Origin of the sequence: Streptomyces alboniger (genome assembly GCF_008704395.1) — a bacterium.
Taxonomy (GTDB): Bacteria; Actinomycetota; Actinomycetes; order Streptomycetales; family Streptomycetaceae; genus Streptomyces; species Streptomyces alboniger.
Genome location: NZ_CP023695.1, coordinates 7,441,462 through 7,456,539, shown reverse-complemented (window position 1 = coordinate 7,456,539; position 15,078 = coordinate 7,441,462). Strand labels below are relative to the sequence as shown.

Genomic DNA, 15,078 nt, shown 5'->3' with positions numbered 1-15,078 from the left:
GGGCCTGGATCGTCGACCAGCTGCTGGCCATGCCCCGGTACGCCTACACCGTGCGCAGCGGCCGCGACACGGGGCCCGCATGAGCACCCCGCCGACTCCCCCGTCCGACCCGGGCCCGGCCAACGAAGCACTGCTGAGCCAACGCACGGCACTGATCCTGCTGATGGCGGCGTTCTTCAGCACCGTGGTCGGCGTCCTCACCCTGCTCAGCACGGGCGGCACCGCCGGCGCACTCCTCGCCGGCCTGGCCGCTTTCGGCGGCTGCACGATCGGCCTGCACAGCCTCATCGGCCGCTGAGGTTCTAACCGTCCCGCAACCGGAGCGCCGCGCGCCCGGAGGCCGGGTCGCGCTCCAGCAGGACGTACCGGCCGAGGGCGGCGAGGGCCACGAGGCAGCCGCTCATCTCCAAGCCCTCTTCCACGAGCGTGCCCAGCATGAGCACGGTGCTGTGGCCGTTCTCGAGCGCCCAGCCGTTGAACGCCTCGGTCAGCAGCGCCCCGCCCAGATACACCGCCAGTGCGGCGAGAAGCCCGTACCGCAGGTCACGCGGGAGCTTCCGCGCCCACAGCACGGCGCACACGGTGCCCGCCACCGCGAGGGCCGCGCCCGGCAACACCCAGGCGTGCGTGGGCAGCGAGCCCCCGGCCCACTCCTTCCACGACCGGCCGACCTCACCGAGGCGTTCGTGCAACGAGACTGTCTCATCGATGCTGAGCAGTGCGGTCGCGGCGGCGAGCCCCAGCCAGGACAGGCGCCCGGGGCGCACGCCGGCCCCGCTGAGCAGCGCGGCGGTCAGCGCCATGCCCGCCACGGCCAGCAGCAGCGTGCTGTTCCACCAAGTGGCCAGGTTGGCCTCGACGTCGACGTTCACCAACCTGCGGACGGCCGGGATGGAGTCGTACCGGTTGTAGGCGCGCGTGCCGAGGTCGGCGGCGAGTATGAACGCGGTGCCACCCGCTGCGGGCCATAAGACGCGTCGGGTCGTCGGTCTCGCGAGGTCAGCCGCGAGCCGGTCACGCGTTTGAGAATCGGTCATGCGTACGAAGATTAGCGCTCGCCCCGGTTGTCCCGTGGGCCGGCCTCCGCGATGTGGAAACCCCGAACCCGCCCTCGCCGCCTCGGATCTGCACGTGGTGATGTGCTGTGCGATGTGCACCTTCACCTGTACGCGGTGCTGAGCTGCACTGTTCATCGGGGAGTCGAACCCCCGCGTTGCTCTTCACGCGCCAGGAGTGGGCTGGAACCGCCAGCCCTCGGGTGTGCACGCCTCCGAAGCCGCTACCTGCTCCACATCGTCCCAACTCGCCGGAGTAGTCACTCCAGCAGATCGGCCTCCCAGTTCGTCCGCTGGATCCGCACATCGACCTCGCGGATCTCCCGGGCGAGGTCATCCGCCCGACCGCGCAGTTCCGCGACCGGTAGCGCGGAGAGCATCAGCAGCTCGGACCGGAGCTGCCGACCGTATCCCCGCTCGCCCTGACCCGCCGCCGCGTCCGCCGCCGCGGTGATCACAGAGTGCCGCAACCGCAGGACGTCCCGGCGCGCGAGGGCATCGGTGAGCGTGCCGTCAGGACCCATCTGCACGGTGGCATTGGTCCGATTGATCCGCCGGATCAACGTTTCCAGAGCGTCCAGCACCTCACCGGCCTCGGCCAGCAGCTGAGCCGCGTCCTCGGCGGGCGTCTCCCCTTCCTGGTACCGCGCACTGCTGACGACACGCGCTCGCAGCTGTTCCACACGGCGCGTCGCCTCCGCGCGTTCCGCCAGTGCCTCAGCAAGCTTCACTGTCCCCGCCTCCCCCTCCATGAGCCCGCACGAGTCTAGGCCCATACCGGTACTAGCGGCGCACGCGGGGCATCCCCAGGCCGATCCACGCGATGATCTCGCGCTGGATCTCGTTGTTCCCGCCGCCGAACGTGAAGATCACGGCCGAGCGGTAGCCGCGCTCCAGTTCGCCGTGGAGGACCGCGCCCGCCGACCCCTCCTTCAGGGCGCCCGCCGCGCCGACGACCTCCATGAGCCAGGCGTACGCGTCGCGGCGCGCCTCCGAGACGTAGACCTTGACGGCGGACGCGTCCTGCGGAGTGAGGGTGTCTTCCTGGACGGCGTTCACCATCTGCCAGTTGAGCAGCTTCATCGCGTCGAGCTTGGTGTGGGTCTTCGCCAGGCACCGGCGGACCCACGCGAGGTCGATGACGCGGCGGCCGTCGGCGAGCTTGGTGTCCATGGCCCAGCGCTGCACGTCGTGGAGGGCGCGGATGGCCATGGTGCCGTGGGCGGCGAGGGTGACGCGCTCGTGGTTGAGCTGGTTGGTGATCAGGCGCCAGCCCTTGTTCTCCTCTCCCACGCGGCGGGAGACCGGCACGCGGATGTTCTCGTAGTAGCTGGCGGTCGTGTCGTGCGAGGCGAGGGTGTTGATGAGGGTGCAGGAGTAACCGGGGTCGCTCGTCGGGACGAGGAGCATCGTGATGCCCTTGTGGAGCGGGACGCCTTCCTCAGGAGCGGCTGTACGGACGGCGAGCCACACCCAGTCGGCGGTGTCGCCGTTGGTCGTCCAGATCTTCTGCCCGTTGACGGTGTAGTGGCCGGTGGCCTCGTCGCCCTCCCTGACCGCCTTCGTCTTGAGCGCGGCGAGGTCGGTGCCCGCGTCGGGCTCGCTGTACCCGATGGCGAAGTCGAGTTCCCCGGAGAGGATCCGCGGCAGGAAGTAGCCCTTCTGCTCCTCCGTGCCGAACTGCATGATCGTCGGACCGACGGTGTTGAGGGCCATGAGCGGCAGCGGGACGCCCGCCTGCGCGGCCTCGTCGAAGAAGATGAACTGTTCCATGGGCGTGAGCCCGCGCCCGCCGTACTCCTTGGGCCAGCCGACGCCGAGCCACCCGTCCCTGCCCAGCCGCCGGACGGTTTCCCGGTAGAACCGCTTCCGGGCGGCGGGGTCACCGTGCCGCGCGTAGACGTTGTCCGGCACCAGTTCGGCGAAGTACGCACGCAGCTCGGTGCGCAACTGCTGCTGCTCAGGCGTGTATTCGAGGTGCACGGCCCCTCCAGGCTCTGACTGGTTCGCTCGGCCTCGGACTTGACGGCGCACACAGTAGAACGTGTTTCAGGAATAGGGAATGCCGGTGGCTCGGCCCGGTGTTGCGAGGTGGCTCGGCCCGGTGTTGGGGGCGCCTCAGCCCAGTGTCGTGAGGAAGTCGTCGCAGGCCTTGGCGCAGTCTCGGCACGCCTGGGCGCAGCCGGCCGAGGCGGGGCGGAGGTCGCAGAGGGCGGCGCACTGGAGACAGACGTCCCGGCACCACTCGACCTGCATACGGATCCGCTGCTCGTCCTGGTCGGGCTGTTCGGCCAGGAGCCGGGAGGTGGCGTCGCACACGTCGGCGCAGGTGGTGTTGAGGGCGTCACCCGGCTCGGCGGGGCCCTGCCGCCGGGTGCACGCGCGCACGCAGTCGTCGCAGGCCTGGGCGCAGGCGAAGCGGTCCTCCAGATAGCGGACGAGGTCCTGGTGGCTGCGTTCCTGCGGCACGGACGGTGAGGAAGTCGTGGCTGTCACGGGCCTCTCCCTTCGCTGCCGCACGGGTAGCCATGGCCTGGCGGGCCAAACCGGCGAGGAGCGGCGCGCCCGGCGCGGTGACGGCGAGAGCGGTGAGAGCGCCGGGCCCGGGGGGTGGGGCGGGCGGCGGTGACGGGGAAATCGGCCGGCGCGCCGGCCTCGGGCTCCCTCGGAGGAGCCCCGCCGCGACGGGGGAGACACGGCGGGGCCCACCTTTCGAGTGCCCGCTCAGACGCCGGTCACACACATTCGCGCGAACCTCGTTGCCACGAGGCCGGGCGGCGAGGGCCCGGGGCAGGGCGTCTCAGGCGTATGTACGCCTCCCCCGCCGGTACGCGATCTCGCCCAGCACGATGTCCACGGCGAGGAACGCCGCCAGCGGGATGCCGAGCAGGGGCACGAAGTAGCCGAGCACCGCGATCGCCGCCATCAGCGGGACCAGGACGTACGCCGGTACGTCCTGCCAGGCGCCGCGCGCCATGGGCCGCCCGAAGGAGGACCCGCGGCCGCGCTGCCACCACATGCGGTACCCCCACACGATCAGCAGGATCAGGCAGAGAGCGAGCGCGGCGAGCGCGATCTGGTTGACGACACCGAAGAGCGAACCGGAGTGCGCGTCGATGCCCCAGCGCGTCAGCTTCGCCAGCACGGGATAGTCGTCGAACCGCAGCACATCGGTGACCTCGCCGTTCGCGGGGTTCACGGCGACCGAGTCCTGCTTCTCGGGCCAGCTGCGCCGGACCTGCTTGACGACGTACGCGGACGAGGCGTCGGCGGGCGGAACGATCTCCACCGGATTCGAGAGCCCCTCGCCGCGGGCGGACTTCAGGACGGCGTCGAGACCGACGTCGGCCCCGCGCTTCCCGCTACCCGCGTCGGCCGGGGCGCCCGAACCGCCGCCCGCGCCGTGCCCGGAGTGCTCCCCCGCGGAGCCCTCGCCGGGCTCCGCTCCCGGCGTGACGCTCGCCGTCACCGTCGGCGTGCTCTGGCCGATGGCGTCCCGCAGATCGCTGATGCTCTGGCCCGCGTACGCCGACCACGTCAGCCCCGTCGCCGACAGGAAGAACAGTCCGAGCGCGGCCCACACGCCCACCGAGCCGTGCAGCGACAGCGTGCGGCGGCGGCCCGTCGCGCCGCGCAGCTTCCGCTGCGACCTGCGGCGGCCGAACCACAGGACGAGGCCGCCGCCCGCGATCACCCACAGCCAGCTGGCCGCGAGTTCGCTGTAGAGCCGCCCGGGCTCGCCGAGGTGCAGATCCCGGTGGAGTTCGTCGATCCAGGTGCGCAGCGGCAGGGCACCGGTCGCCCCGTACTGTTCGAGCGCGCCGCGCACCTCTCCCGTGTACGGGTTCACGAAGACGGCGAGGGTGCGGTCAGGGTCGACCCCCGGCACCCCGGAGAGCAGGACGCGTGTCGTGGCGCCGCTCTCCGGCGCGGGCCGGACCGCGCTGATCTCCCCTTCCGGGTGCGCCTTGCGGGCCGCGGCCACCTGGCGCGCCAGGGGCAGTTCGCTCTTGCCGGCCGCTACCGGCACGCGCAGTTCGTCGGCGTACACGATCTTCTCGGCCTGGTACGAGCATGCGTACAGAAGGCCCGTCGCGGCGGCGACCAGGAGGAACGGGGCGATCAACAGCCCGGCGTAGAAGTGCAGTCGCAGGACCAGCGGGCGCAACGACGCCCAGCCGGACCGCTTCCCGGCGGGCCGGGCCTCCGCGGCCCGCGGCGGATCCTGTGGTTCGGCCGGCTGCTGCCCGTCGCCTTCGGCGAGGACGGTGGGTTCGGCGGGCATGAGGTGTTCTCCTGGATCGACGGACAGCGGCCCGGCTGCGACCGGGCCGGTCCAGGAGTCGGGCCGCGCGGCGCCCCAGTTCCCGCCACTTCACGTGACCTGCGCCACAGCGGCGTGTTCAGGCGGACGCGTGGTGGGCCAGGGCCAGGTGGGGGTCGCGCTCCCCGGCGGCGGTTTCCGGGTCCGCGTGGACGAGGGCGGCCGTCAGGCGTGGGACGGCGTGCAGCAGTACGTGCTCGGCCTCGACGGCCACTTCGTGCGCCTCGCGAAGGGTCAGCGAACCGTCCACGACGACGGCGACTTCGGCGCGCAGCCGGTGGCCGATCCAGCGCATCCGCAGCTCGCCGACGCCCCGTACGCCCCCCACCTCCAGGAGTGCCCTCTCCGCCGCGTCGACGAGCGCCGGATCCACGGCGTCCAGGACGCGGCGGAAGACCTCGCGGGCCGCGTCGCGCAGGACCAGCAGGATCGCGGCCGTGATCAGGAGGCCGACCAAGGGGTCGGCGAGCCGCAGCCCGACGGCGGAGCCGCCCGCTCCGACCAGCACGGCGAGCGAGGTGAATCCGTCCGTACGCGCGTGGAGTCCGTCGGCGACGAGCGCGGCCGAGCCGATCTCACGGCCGACGCGGACGCGGTAGCGGGCCACGCCTTCGTTGCCGAGGAAACCGATCACGGCGGCGAGGGCCACGACGGGCACGTGGCTCATGTCCCGTGGGTTCAGGAGCCGTTCGACGGCCGTCCAGCCGGCGAACGCGGCGGAGGCGGCGATCGTGAGGACGATGACCAGGCCCGCCAGGTCCTCCGCACGGCCGTATCCGTACGTGAAGCGGCGGGTGGCGGCGCGCCGCCCGAGGACGAAGGCGATGCCGAGCGGCACCGCCGTCAGGGCGTCCGCGGCGTTGTGCACGGTGTCGCCGAGCAGGGCGACGGAGCCGGACATCACCACGACCACCGCCTGCGCGAGGGCGGTGAGCCCCAGCACGCCGAGGGAGACCCACAGCGCCCGGATGCCGCGCGCCGAACTCTCCAGCGCGGAGTCGACCTTGTCGGCCGAGTCGTGGGAGTGCGGGGTGAACAGGTGCCGCAGGCGGTGCGCGTGGCGCTTCGGCCCGGTGGGGTGGGGATGAGGGTGGGCGTGGGGGTCGCGGGAGTGGGGTTCGTGGGAGTGGGCGTGGGGGTCGTGGGAGTGGTCACGGTGGTGGTGATGGCCGTCGCTCACGTGGTGCCCCTTCCGGTGCGCGGAGGGCGTCGCGGCCGGGCTCGGCCGCGACGGACCGGCGGGGCCGGTCCCGGCCGGTGTGGACACCGGCCGTCCAGCCCCTCATTATGTGCGTGTGAGCGCACGCATGCACCTATCACCTGCGCACCATGCGCACCCGCACACCCCGAGCGAGGAGCAATTCGCCCTCGCCGCCGAGCTGTTGGCACTTCTGGCCGACCGCACCCGCCTGGTCCTGGTCCGCCGCCTGAGCGAGGGCGAGGCCGACGTGACCACGCTGACCGAGGCGTGCGGTGCAGCGCGGCCCGCCGTCAGCCAGCACCTCGCGCGGCTGCGCCTCGCCGGGCTCGTGGACACGCGCAAGGAAGGGCGCCGCGTCGTCTACTCACTCCGCGACGGCCATCTGCGACGCGTCATCGACGAGGTGCTGAACCTCGCGCATCACCGTCTCGGCGCCTGAGTCACCCCTCCCCAGCCACCCCAGCGCCACATTGACGCCAAAGGGAGCCAACTTGGCTCGCACTGGCGTCACTCCTGTGCCATGCTGGCGTCACGGTATTTCCTGCACCGGAGGACACCATGCGGCACGAACTGTCGGACGAACCCGTACGCCTGCCCATCGAGCGCCCCTCGGGCTGCCCCTTCGACCCACCCGTCGCGTACGCATCACTGCGCGAGAAGCGGCCGCTGACCCGGCTGCGCTTCCCCGACGGGCATGTGGGGTGGCTCGCCACCAGTCACTCCGTGGTGCGCGCGATCCTGAGCGACTCCCGCTTCAGCTCGCGCTACGAACTCATGCACCTTCCCTACGACTCCGGGATCGAGGGGACGTTGGGGCCCGCTCCGGTGGGTGACCTCACCGGGCTCGACGCCCCCGAGCACACCCGCTACCGGCGGCTGCTCACGGGCAAGTTCACCGTGCGCCGGATGCGGCTGCTCACCGAACGCGTCGAGCAGGTCACCGCCGACCACCTCGACGCCATGGAGCGCCGGGGGCCGACGCTCGACCTGGTGCAGGAGTACGCGCAGCCCATCCCCGCGCTGATCATCTGCGAACTCCTCGGAGTGCCCTACGCCGACCAGGACTTCTTCCGGCGTCAGACCGAGGTGCTCATCACGCAGGGCACCAGTGAGGAGGAGAAGATCGCCGCCCTGACGGCGTTCCAGGACTATCTGCACAAGCTGGTCCTCACCAAGCGGGCCGCCCCTACCGACGACCTTCTCAGCGATCTCACCAGCAGCGACCTCACCGACGAGGAGCTCGCGGGGATCGGTGCCTTCCTGCTGGGCGCGGGCCTCGACACCACCGCCAACATGATCGCGTACGGCACCTTCGCTCTGCTGAGCAACCCGGACCAACTCGCGGCCCTGCGAGGCGATCCGGGCCTCGCCGAGACGGCCGTGGAGGAGCTGATGCGCTATCTGACCGTCGCCCAGACGGGGGCGCGGACCGCGCTGGAGGACGCCGAGGTGGCGGGCCGACTGATCAAGGCGGGTGAGACGGTGGTCGTCGCCATGGAGGCGGCCAACCGCGACCCGGAGCGGTTCCCCGACCCCGACACCCTCGACGTGCGCCGCAACGCCACCGGCCACCTCGGGTTCGGCCACGGCATCCACCAGTGCCTCGGCCAGCAGCTGGCCCGCATCGAGATGCGGGTCGCGCTCCCCGCGCTGCTCACCCGCTTCCCGACGCTGCGGCTCGCCGTCGCGCCCGAGGAGGTGCCGCTGCGGACCGGCATGAACATCTTCGGGGTGCACGAACTGCCGGTCACCTGGGACAAGGAGTAGGGCCGGCGCCCGGCGCCTCAGCGCCCGTATCAGCTGTCGGCCGTCGCCACCTTGAGCCCGAAGCCGATCAGCACGACACCCGTCACCCGGTCGAGGGCGCGGCGCACCGCGGGCCTGCCGAAGAAGGAACGGGCCTTGGCCAGGACCATGACGTAACCGCCCAGCCAGACCAGGGTGAGGGTGGCATGCAGCAGGACCAGCAGGGCCATGCCCAGGTGCGAGGGCAGGGAATGGGGCGTCAAGGTGGGCAGCAGGCCGGTGTAGAAGACGGCGATCTTGGGATTGAGGACGTTGCTGACGAGGCCGGTCCGCCATGGGCTGCCGCCGTCCGCCGCCGCGCCGGGGACGGCGGCGGACGGTGGCGCACCCTTGCGGCTCCGCACCAGGGCCTGGATCCCGAGGAAGACGAGATAGGCGGCGCCGAGCAGCTTGACGGCCGTGTAGGCGACGGCCGAAGCGGCCAGCACGGCGGCGAGTCCGGCCACCGTGAGCACGCCCCAGATCAGCAGTCCTGCGGTGATGCCGCCGACCGTGCGCAGCCCGTCGCGCCAGCCGGAGCTGACGGCCCGTCTGGTGACCACAGCCATGTCCGGCCCTGGCACCACCGTGAGCAGAGCGAGTACGCCGGCCGCCGCGATGATCTCCGTGAACATACGGGCAGTCTCGCACCCGGCCTTTTCCTGCCCGCGGGGGGGGGACTCGGAGCGACGCCGGGTGGGGCGGACCGACGTCGGGTGGCGTGGACCGACGCTCAAGCTATGGCGAACCCGTGCCCGGGCGGGACGAACCGGCGCCCGGGGCAGGGCGAGCCCACACCCTGGTGAGGCCAACCCGCGCCGCAGCAAGGCCCGCGCCACCGCGAGGCCCGCGCCACCGCGAGGCCCGCCCGCCGGTCAGGCGAGCGTGCGGACCACCTCGCGTACCCGCCCCGCGACGGACTCCGGCAGTGGCGCGTAGTGCAGGCGGGACAGCGGCTCCTGGCCCGCCTCGCTCGCGGTGTAGCTCAGGAACGACTTCAGTGCGGGCAGGGTCGCCTGCTGGTTCCCCTTGTCACACACGATCTCGTAGGTGACCTGGACGATCGGGTACGCGCCCGGCGCCGAGGAACCGTAGCGGAACTTCAGCGTCATGTCCTTGCCCTTGCCCGCGACGCGGGCCGCCGCCGCGATACCGGCCGACGCCGTCGTAGGCGTGGGCCTGACGGGGGCGGGCGCGCCCGTGTCGATGCTGACGGTCTTGATGTGCCGGGCCCGCGCCAAGGACAGTTCGAAGTAGCCGATCGCGCCGAAGCCGGAAGTGACCTCCGCCGCGACTCCGCTCGACCCGCTCGCGGACGCGCCGCCCCTGCCCTGCCAGGCCTTGCCCACTGGGTGTCGCCAGGCGTCGGGGGCCGCGCCCGCGAGATACGCCTGGAAGTTCTGCGTGGTGCCCGAGTCGTCGGAGCGGTGAACGGGGCGGATCGGCATGGAGGGCAGTTCGGCACCGGGATTGAGCCGCTGAATGAGCGGGTCGTCCCAGCTGGTGATCCGCCGGTCGAAGATCTTCGCGAGCGTCGGGGCGTCGAGGACCAGGCTGTCGACGCCCGGCAGGTCGTATCCGATCGCGACGGGCCCGCCGACCATGGGCAGGTCGATCGCGCGGCCGCCCCGGCAGACGTCCTTGGACAGGGCGACCTCGTCCGGCTTCAACGCGCTGTCGGAGCCGCCGAAAGCGGTGGCTCCCCGCAGGAATTGGGCGCTACCGGCCCCGGAGCCGATCGGGTTGTAGGCGATCCGCACGCCGGGGCAGGCGCGTTGGTACTCCTTGATCCAGAACTTCATCGCGCTCTGCTGGGCGCTGGACCCCGTCCCGGGCACCTTTCCCGTCTTCGCGCAGTCGATCCCCGCGACGGCGGCGGGAGCGGCGGACGCGCGGTCGTCCCCGTCCCCCTCCCCGAGGCCGGCGAACCCACACCCCGCCAGGGCCAGTGACAGCACGGCCGCCAGTGAGCCCGCGGCGGCCGTGCCGCTGCCTCGGTACGTACGTCCTGGACGTGGGCGTCGCAACGTTGTCCCCTCGGGATACCGCGGTTCGGGATACCGCGAACGGATCTCAGATGAATCCCAGATGCTCGTCGATCGCGGGTGACGGCAGATGACGCCCGAGCGAACAGTGGGCGTCGCACTGCCGTACGGACCATGGCAGCTGCCACCTCGCACCTGCCACCTGGCGCGCACCACGTGGACCGATGATTCCCGGCCGCCGGGCCGCCCCGGACCGCTCCGCACCGCCTCCAACACGCCACACTTGTCCCGCCGTTGACTCGTACCACTCGTTCCCCCCTCCTCTGGAAGGACGCCCATGACAGAACCCGCTCCCCCGCCGGAGCCGGAGCCTCCGGCTCCCGACGCCCCCCACGCTCCCGAGCGCCGCAGAGTGCTCGCCTACCTGCTCGCCGCCCCGACCCTCGCCGTCGGCGTCCGCTTCGGCGCCGACGCGGTCCAGGGGCAGGAGGCCGCGGCAGCCGTACCGTCCCCGCCGCAGCCCGAGAACCTCTTCGATCTCGGCGACTTGCAGAACCTGGTGGCGGCGCCCACGTCCGGCCTGATCTCCGTCCAGGTGCACACGGACGGCACCGCCTCCTTCGCCGTGCCCCGCGCGGAGGTGGGCCAGGGCATGACCACCGCGATCGCCATGATGATCGCCGAGGAGATGGACCTGCCGCTGGACAAGGTGCGGGTCGCGCTCGCCGACGCGCGGCCCGAGTTGCTGATGAACCAGTTCACCGGCGGCTCGAACTCGATGCGCAGCATGTATCTGCCGGTCCGCACCGCCGCCGCCGTCGCCCGGCAGCGGCTCGTGTCGACGGCGGCCGAGGAGTGGGGCGTGGCGGCCTCCCGGCTGACGGTCGAGGACGGCGTGATCCGGTGCGGGGCCCGCAGCGCCACGTACGGCTCACTGGCCGAGAAGGCCGCGAGCGCGAAGGTCCGCGCGGCCACCGCGCGGCTCAAGCCCCGCGAGGACTTCACGGTGCTCGGCACGCCCCGCAACCGTATCGACGCCCTGGAGATCGTCACCGGCCGCAAGAAGTTCGGCATGGACCACGACGTCCCGGACGCCAAGCCCACCATGGTGCGCAGGCCGCCGACGATCAACGGCACGGTGAAGGCGGTGCACAACGCCGACGCGGTCCTGCGGATGCCGGGCATCACCGATGTCGCGGTGATCGAGCACGGTGTGGCCGTGCGGGGCGCGACCTTCGGCCAGTGCGTCGACGCGCTGCGCGCCCTGGAGGTGACCTGGGGGCGCGGCACGGTGGACACGGAATCGGACGACACCGTCCTGCGCAAGATCAAAGCGGCTGCCCTGCCCATGGTCGTACCGCCGCTGTTCACCAAGAAGCTCGACGCCGAGTTCACCTTCGCGTTCGCCAGCAACAGCCCGCTGGAGCCGGACAACGCGATAGCCGACGTGCGGGCCGACCGCGCCGAGATCTGGTCGAGCCTCAAGGTCCCGATCGTGGCCCAGCAGGACATCGCCGCCCGGCTGGGGCTGCCCCAAAAGGCGGTCACCGTGCATGTGGTGGAGGGCGGCGGGTCCTTCGGCCGGCATCTCTTCCACGACGTGGCGGCCGAGGCGGCGGAGATCTCCCAGAAGATGGGCAAGCCGGTCAAGCTGTCGTGGTCCCGCACGGACAACTTCCGCCAGGGCCGTACGCATCCGATGTGCGTCTCGCGCGTACGGGCGACGCACGCCCTCGGCAACGTCCTCAGTTACGAGCAGCGGCACACCGGCTCGCAGACCGACTTCGGCCACGGTCTCGGCGAGATGATCACGTCGGCCGCGGCAAAGCTGCCCGTCGCGGGCAACTTGACGTTCGCCGAGACGATCTTCCAGCTGACACAGTCCACGCCGTACCACTTCGGCGCCACGACCCAGTTGCTGAACGAGGTGCCGCTGAGGTTCAACACGGGCAGCATGCGCAACATCTACTCCCCGAACGTGGCGTGCGCGCGGGAGCTGGTCGTCGATCAGCTCGCCGCGAGGATGGGCAGGGACCCGGTGGAGTTCCGCCGCGCGTTCCTCAAGGACAAGCGGCTGCGGGCCGTTCTGGACCGGGCGGCCGAGGAGGGCGGCTGGGGCAGGCCGCTTCCCGCCGGGATGGCGCAGGGCGTCGGCGTACACGCGGAGTACCGGGGCGCGGTCGCCGCGCTCGTCGAGATCGACTGCCGCCCCGAGACCGTCAACCGGAAGATCCGGGACGCGGTGACGGGACCGCGCGTCACCAAGGCGCTGATGGTCGTCGACGCGGGGTTCGCCATCAACCCGCGCGGCCTGGAGGCCCAGATGATGGGCGGTTTCAACGACGCGCTCGCGATGGCCCTCACGTCCAGCCTGCACATCAAGGACGGCCTGCCGCTGGAGGGCAGCTGGGACAACTACTTCTATACGAGGCAGTGGAACACGCCGCTCGAACTGCGCGTGGTGATCATGCCGAGCGACAGCGAGAAGCCCGCTGGTGCGGGCGAGTTGGGGGTCGCTCCCGCGTTCGCCGCCATCGCCTGCGCGTACGCGCGCGCGACCGGGACGCTGCCGACGAGCTTCCCCATCAACCACGGCACGCTCGGCTTCGACCCGCTCCCCCGCGAGCCCTCCACCCCCCAGTCCCCCACCGACGGTCTCGACCGCGCCTTCTGAGGAGCCTGATTCCCGCCATGGCGAGCCACACCTTCACACTGAACGGCGAGCGGATCACCGTCGAGGCCGAGGACGACGTACGTCTCCTGTGGGTCCTGCGTGATCTCCTCGGCGTGACCGGACCCAAGTACGGCTGCGGCATCGGCGTCTGCCAGGCCTGTACGTCGCACATCAACGGCAAGGCCTTCAACCCCTGCTCGGTCCCCGTCTCCAAGATCGCCCCTGATGACGAGATCACCACGATCGAGGGGCTGCCCGCCACCGTCGGCAAGGAGCTGCACCCGATGCAGGAGGCCTGGCTGGAGCTGGACGTCGCCCAGTGCGGCTACTGCCAGCCGGGGCAGATCATGACCGCCGTCGCCAAGGTGCGCCGGGCCGCCGCCGAGGGACGTGAGATCGAGGAGCGCGATCTGGACGAGATCCGCAACATCTGCCGCTGCGGCACGTACACCCGCATCCGGGAGGCGATCAAGGCGGGCGCGAAGAACATGTGAGCCGGCCGGGCGAGAGCTGTTTGCATGGCCATGCATTCTGATGCATACTCTTGCCATGTCCAAGGTCCTCACCTCCCTTCCCACCGGCGAGCGCGTCGGCATCGCCTTCTCCGGCGGTCTCGACACCTCCGTCGCCGTCGCCTGGATGCGCGACAAGGGCGCCGTCCCGTGCACCTACACCGCCGACATCGGGCAGTACGACGAGCCCGATATCGCGTCCGTGCCCGGCCGAGCCTCCGCGTACGGCGCCGAGATCACCCGACTCGTCGACTGCCGTGCCGCGCTGGTCGAGGAAGGCCTTGCGGCGCTCGCCTGCGGTGCGTTCCACATCAAGTCGGGCGGACGTCCGTACTTCAACACCACGCCGCTGGGGCGGGCCGTGACCGGCACGCTCCTCGTGCGGGCCATGCTCGAGGACGGCGTGCAGATCTGGGGCGACGGCTCCACGTTCAAGGGCAACGACATCGAGCGGTTCTACCGCTACGGCCTGCTCGCCAACCCGCACCTGCGGATCTACAAGCCCTGGCTGGACGCGGACTTCGTGAGCGAGCTGGGCGGCCGCAAGGAGATGTCGGAGTGGCTGGTCGCGCACGGGCTGCCCTACCGTGACTCCACGGAGAAGGCGTACTCCACGGACGCCAACATCTGGGGCGCCACGCACGAGGCGAAGACGCTGGAGCACCTCGACACCGGCCTGGAGACCGTCGACCCGATCATGGGCGTGCGGTTCTGGGACCCGTCGGTGGAGATCGGCACCGAGGACGTCACGATCGGCTTCGACCAGGGCCGTCCCGTGACGGTCAACGGCAAGGAGTTCCCCTCCCCGGTCGACCTCGTCATGGAGGCCAACGCGATCGGCGGCCGGCACGGCCTCGGCATGTCCGACCAGATCGAGAACCGCGTCATCGAGGCCAAGAGCCGCGGCATCTACGAGGCGCCGGGCATGGCGCTGCTGCACATCGCCTACGAGCGCCTGGTCAACGCGATCCACAACGAGGACACCGTGGCCGCGTACCACAACGAGGGCAGGCGGCTCGGGCGGCTGCTCTACGAGGGCCGCTGGCTCGACCCGCAGGCGCTGATGGTGCGCGAGTCGCTCCAGCGCTGGGTGGGCGCGGCGATCACCGGCGAGGTGACGCTGCGGCTGCGGCGCGGCGAGGACTACTCGATCCTCGACACTCGGGGCCCGGCGCTCAGCTACCACCCGGACAAGCTCTCCATGGAGCGGACCGAGGACTCGGCGTTCGGCCCGGTGGACCGGATCGGCCAGCTCACCATGCGCAACCTCGACATCGCGGACTCGCGTTCCCGTCTTGAGCAGTACGTGGAGCTGGGCCTGGTCGGCACCGTCCACCCGACGCCGATCGGTGCCGCGCAGGCGGCCTCGACGGGTCTGATCGGCGCCATGGACGCGGGCGGCGCCCAGGCGATCGCCTCGCGCGGCGAGACGACGGACGAGGAGTCGATGCTGGACCGCGCCGCGATGGAGTCCGGCACGGACTGACGTACACCCCTACGCAAGCGGGCCCGGCGGATTCGTTCCGCCGGGCCCGCTTCCGT

At 71.4% G+C, this 15,078-nt stretch carries 14 protein-coding genes; 6 read left to right on the top strand and 8 right to left on the bottom strand.

What is annotated here, in order from left to right; translation table 11 throughout:
• Positions 1 to 79: 79 nt before the first annotated feature.
• Positions 80 to 298 carry a hypothetical protein gene (locus tag CP975_RS32610; protein ID WP_030775696.1) on the top strand — a complete coding sequence of 73 codons (219 nt, stop codon included), beginning with the start codon at positions 80 to 82 and terminating at the stop codon, positions 296 to 298.
• 4 nt (positions 299 to 302) lie between these two features.
• Here the strand turns inward: CP975_RS32610 and CP975_RS32605 are convergent, their stop codons facing one another.
• From CP975_RS32605 to CP975_RS32580, 6 genes are all read right to left on the bottom strand, one after another.
• Positions 303 to 1,037: a hypothetical protein gene (locus CP975_RS32605; RefSeq protein ID WP_055535640.1), complete on the bottom strand. Its 735-nt coding sequence runs from the start codon at positions 1,035 to 1,037 to the stop codon at positions 303 to 305.
• Positions 1,038 to 1,315: 278 nt separating this feature from the next.
• Positions 1,316 to 1,786: a DIP1984 family protein gene (locus CP975_RS32600; RefSeq protein WP_055535644.1), complete on the bottom strand. Its 471-nt coding sequence runs from the start codon at positions 1,784 to 1,786 to the stop codon at positions 1,316 to 1,318.
• Positions 1,787 to 1,838: 52 nt separating this feature from the next.
• Positions 1,839 to 3,038 carry an acyl-CoA dehydrogenase family protein gene (locus tag CP975_RS32595; protein WP_055535638.1) on the bottom strand — a complete coding sequence of 400 codons (1,200 nt, stop codon included), beginning with the start codon at positions 3,036 to 3,038 and terminating at the stop codon, positions 1,839 to 1,841.
• A gap of 135 nt (positions 3,039 to 3,173) precedes the next feature.
• Positions 3,174 to 3,551 carry a four-helix bundle copper-binding protein gene (locus CP975_RS32590; protein WP_070321305.1) on the bottom strand — a complete coding sequence of 126 codons (378 nt, stop codon included), beginning with the start codon at positions 3,549 to 3,551 and terminating at the stop codon, positions 3,174 to 3,176.
• A gap of 304 nt (positions 3,552 to 3,855) precedes the next feature.
• Complete coding sequence (locus CP975_RS32585) at positions 3,856 to 5,340, bottom strand: PepSY-associated TM helix domain-containing protein (protein ID WP_055535634.1); 1,485 nt, start codon at positions 5,338 to 5,340, stop codon at positions 3,856 to 3,858.
• Between the two features lie 118 nt (positions 5,341 to 5,458).
• The gene (locus tag CP975_RS32580) at positions 5,459 to 6,559 is read right to left on the bottom strand and encodes a cation diffusion facilitator family transporter (RefSeq protein WP_150477646.1); all 1,101 of its coding nucleotides are present in this window, start codon (positions 6,557 to 6,559) and stop codon (positions 5,459 to 5,461) included.
• Between the two features lie 127 nt (positions 6,560 to 6,686).
• On the opposite strand from CP975_RS32580, the gene CP975_RS32575 reads away from it, so the two are divergent.
• Both CP975_RS32575 and CP975_RS32570 read left to right on the top strand, forming a co-directional pair.
• Positions 6,687 to 7,019: an ArsR/SmtB family transcription factor gene (locus CP975_RS32575; RefSeq protein WP_055536079.1), complete on the top strand. Its 333-nt coding sequence runs from the start codon at positions 6,687 to 6,689 to the stop codon at positions 7,017 to 7,019.
• 119 nt (positions 7,020 to 7,138) lie between these two features.
• Positions 7,139 to 8,347, top strand: a complete 1,209-nt coding sequence (locus CP975_RS32570; RefSeq protein WP_055536078.1) for a cytochrome P450 — start codon at positions 7,139 to 7,141, stop codon at positions 8,345 to 8,347.
• Positions 8,348 to 8,376: 29 nt separating this feature from the next.
• Here CP975_RS32570 and CP975_RS32565 read toward each other — a convergent pair whose 3' ends face one another.
• Both CP975_RS32565 and pstS read right to left on the bottom strand, forming a co-directional pair.
• Entirely contained in the window at positions 8,377 to 9,000 is a 624-nt protein-coding gene (locus CP975_RS32565) for a LysE family translocator (RefSeq protein ID WP_055536077.1), read from the bottom strand.
• A gap of 240 nt (positions 9,001 to 9,240) precedes the next feature.
• Entirely contained in the window at positions 9,241 to 10,392 is a 1,152-nt protein-coding gene (gene pstS, locus CP975_RS32560) for a phosphate ABC transporter substrate-binding protein PstS (protein WP_055536076.1), read from the bottom strand.
• 295 nt (positions 10,393 to 10,687) lie between these two features.
• Between pstS and CP975_RS32555 the strand changes: the two genes are divergently transcribed.
• Genes CP975_RS32555 through argG form a run of 3 tightly spaced genes read left to right on the top strand, consistent with a single transcriptional unit; the run spans position 10,688 to position 15,022 of the window.
• Entirely contained in the window at positions 10,688 to 13,024 is a 2,337-nt protein-coding gene (locus CP975_RS32555; RefSeq protein WP_150477644.1) for a molybdopterin cofactor-binding domain-containing protein, read from the top strand.
• A gap of 17 nt (positions 13,025 to 13,041) precedes the next feature.
• The gene (locus tag CP975_RS32550; protein ID WP_055535230.1) at positions 13,042 to 13,518 is read left to right on the top strand and encodes a (2Fe-2S)-binding protein; all 477 of its coding nucleotides are present in this window, start codon (positions 13,042 to 13,044) and stop codon (positions 13,516 to 13,518) included.
• A gap of 55 nt (positions 13,519 to 13,573) precedes the next feature.
• Positions 13,574 to 15,022 (top strand): argininosuccinate synthase, encoded by a 1,449-nt coding sequence (gene argG / locus CP975_RS32545; protein ID WP_030775664.1) that lies wholly within the window; start codon positions 13,574 to 13,576, stop codon positions 15,020 to 15,022.
• The last annotated feature ends 56 nt before the right edge of the window (positions 15,023 to 15,078 follow it).

What these genes read in the sequence shown, in the direction of transcription:
- CP975_RS32610 (WP_030775696.1), top strand. Translation starts at nt 80, where the DNA reads ATGAGCACCCCGCCGACTCCCCCGTCCGACCCGGGCCCGGCCAACGAA.
- CP975_RS32605 (WP_055535640.1), bottom strand. Translation starts at nt 1,037, where the DNA reads ATGACCGATTCTCAAACGCGTGACCGGCTCGCGGCTGACCTCGCGAGA.
- CP975_RS32585 (WP_055535634.1), bottom strand. Translation starts at nt 5,340, where the DNA reads ATGCCCGCCGAACCCACCGTCCTCGCCGAAGGCGACGGGCAGCAGCCG.
- CP975_RS32575 (WP_055536079.1), top strand. Translation starts at nt 6,687, where the DNA reads ATGCACCTATCACCTGCGCACCATGCGCACCCGCACACCCCGAGCGAG.
- CP975_RS32570 (WP_055536078.1), top strand. Translation starts at nt 7,139, where the DNA reads ATGCGGCACGAACTGTCGGACGAACCCGTACGCCTGCCCATCGAGCGC.
- CP975_RS32565 (WP_055536077.1), bottom strand. Translation starts at nt 9,000, where the DNA reads ATGTTCACGGAGATCATCGCGGCGGCCGGCGTACTCGCTCTGCTCACG.
- CP975_RS32555 (WP_150477644.1), top strand. Translation starts at nt 10,688, where the DNA reads ATGACAGAACCCGCTCCCCCGCCGGAGCCGGAGCCTCCGGCTCCCGAC.
- CP975_RS32550 (WP_055535230.1), top strand. Translation starts at nt 13,042, where the DNA reads ATGGCGAGCCACACCTTCACACTGAACGGCGAGCGGATCACCGTCGAG.
- argG (WP_030775664.1), top strand. Translation starts at nt 13,574, where the DNA reads ATGTCCAAGGTCCTCACCTCCCTTCCCACCGGCGAGCGCGTCGGCATC.